We start from the raw sequence: 1,960 nt of genomic DNA, 5'->3' as shown, positions 1-1,960 counted from the left end.
CGCGGGGGCCACGTTGGGGGCTGCGGCAGCGGCGAGGACGGCCACGGCGGCGAAGGCGGCCGTCTGGCCGGACTGGATCAAAAGGGTCTTGCAGCGCGCCATCGGCGCGTCGGTCAGCAGGCGTCGCATTCGGCGGCGTCTCCAGCGTCTTTACGCTCTGGAATGAAGGGACGCGGCGTTCGATGACGCACGGCGTTCCGTGGAAGGCCGGCTTATCCCCCAGGGCTGGGGCGACTTTGGGGCCTGGTCTGGGCGGCGGATGGTCGCAGGACGGAACCGGGCCGCAGAGACGTTCAGGCGATGATGTCGGGCAAGATGACGTCCTCGATCTTCACGATCTCGTCCTTCAGGGCCAGCTTCTTGCGCTTCAGCCGGGCGATCATCAGCTGGTCCGGCACCGCCGCCTGGCTGAGCGCGTCGATAGAGGCGTCCAGGTCGGCGTGCTCCTGGCGCAGCAGTTTGACGCGGGCATGCAGGGCCGCTTCTTCCTCGCTGATCTCAGGCAGGTCGTCGTTCATCGTCTGTTCCCCGAAGGCGCTTATAGCGACGCCGGCTTCAGGCCGGAAGGGCGTCGGCCAGGCGGATCAGCGCCGGGCGAGGGGTGACGGCGGCCCAGACCCTGGCGGTGGCGGCCAGGCCCTCGATGGCGGGGCGGGGCGGGGCGATGGGCTCTGGCGCCAGCGCTTCCAGCGCCTGCAGAAGATGGCGCTCGGCCTCAAGCTCCAGCGCCTTGACGCGGTTGCGGATCGTCTCGCGCGGGCCGTCGTCGATGTCGGGCACGGGCGCCTTCAGGATGCGGCGCATCGCCCGCAACGGCGTCACCACCACCCCGTCCCAGGCGCGGGCGGTGTCGCAGGCGGCCTCAATCGTCTCCTCGTCCGGCCGACGACCCGTCGCGGCCGCCCAGGCGGACCAAAGCAGCAGGGGCACGTTCTGTTCGTGATGGTCCTGCAGCGCCAGACAGGCGTCGGACACCCCCGGCGCGCCATAGGCGGCGACGGCCCAATCCCACAAACCCATCAGCTCAGGCCCTTCCAGCGCCGCACGGCGTCCCAGTCCAGGCCGAACAGGTCCAGCGCACGACCCACGGACTGGTCGACCATCTCCTGGATCGTGGCCGGTCGGGCATACAGAGCGGGCAGGGGCGGGGCGATGACGGCGCCCATCTCGGCCAGGGCCGTCATGGTGCGTAGGTGGCCCAGGTGGAACGGCGTCTCGCGCACCATCAAGACCAGCGGCCGCCGTTCCTTCAAAGTGACGTCCGCCGCGCGGGTCAACAGGGTCGAGGTCACGCCCGTCGCGATCTCGCTCATGGTCTTGACCGAACAGGGCGCGACGATCATGCCCAGGGTGCGAAACGAGCCGGACGCGATGGTCGCGCCCACATCGGCCAGCTTGTGGACGACGGACGCCTTGGCGGTCAGCGCATCAGGGGTCAGATCGGTCTCCTGCGACAATGTGAGCAGGGCGGCCTTGGTCACCACCAGATGGCTTTCGACGCCCAGATCGTTCAGCGCATCCAGCGTCCGCGCGCCATAGATCGCGCCGGAAGCCCCTGAAATTCCGACCACCATCCGGGGCGGCGGGTTCCGTATGGCTCCGTTCACATCATCGACCATTTTTGCGGTCAGCCTCCAACCTGTCCGGCGAAGCGGGCTGTCACCGGAATGTGATTCCACAGCCTGCCAAACCGGGCGCTCACTCTACTGGTCCCTAACCTGAGGAGGCGCAAGCCATGACCATCGAGGCTCGTATTCGCGAACTGGGTAACCGTCATCGCAATCTGGATCAGACGATCCAGAAAGAACTCGCCCGGCCGTCCGTGGACACGTTGCAGGTCAGGGAGCTGAAGCAGAGGAAGCTTCGGCTCAAGGAAGAGATCACCAGTCTGGAGGCTCGCGCCCACTAGGATCTGTGGACTCTAGGGATTCCGGATTAGGCTGAAGCGTGATTCAAGGCT

The 1,960-nt window shown here is 67.3% G+C and carries 4 protein-coding genes; 1 reads left to right on the top strand and 3 read right to left on the bottom strand.

What is annotated here, in order from left to right:
• Positions 1-293 precede the first annotated feature (293 nt).
• The 3 genes from RTU05_RS18075 to RTU05_RS18065 are packed head-to-tail and all read right to left on the bottom strand — an operon-like array spanning position 294 to position 1,574.
• On the bottom strand, positions 294-518 hold the full coding sequence (locus RTU05_RS18075) for a DUF465 domain-containing protein (protein WP_312599661.1): 225 nt from the start codon (positions 516-518) through the stop codon (positions 294-296).
• 37 nt (positions 519-555) lie between these two features.
• Positions 556-1,020, bottom strand: a complete 465-nt coding sequence (locus RTU05_RS18070) for a TIGR02444 family protein (protein WP_312599660.1) — start codon at positions 1,018-1,020, stop codon at positions 556-558.
• Positions 1,020-1,574, bottom strand: coding sequence for a UbiX family flavin prenyltransferase (locus RTU05_RS18065; RefSeq protein ID WP_312599659.1), 555 nt, complete (start codon positions 1,572-1,574; stop codon positions 1,020-1,022). Before RTU05_RS18065 ends, RTU05_RS18070 begins: the two co-directional genes overlap by 1 nt.
• Before the next feature lie 161 nt (positions 1,575-1,735).
• Between RTU05_RS18065 and RTU05_RS18060 the strand changes: the two genes are divergently transcribed.
• Complete coding sequence (locus RTU05_RS18060; protein ID WP_292023751.1) at positions 1,736-1,909, top strand: YdcH family protein; 174 nt, start codon at positions 1,736-1,738, stop codon at positions 1,907-1,909.
• Positions 1,910-1,960: the final 51 nt, after the last annotated feature.

Origin of the sequence: Brevundimonas sp. (genome assembly GCF_032017145.1) — a bacterium.
In the GTDB taxonomy this organism is placed as follows: Bacteria; Pseudomonadota; Alphaproteobacteria; order Caulobacterales; family Caulobacteraceae; genus Brevundimonas.
This window is presented reverse-complemented; position numbering and strand designations above follow the sequence as displayed.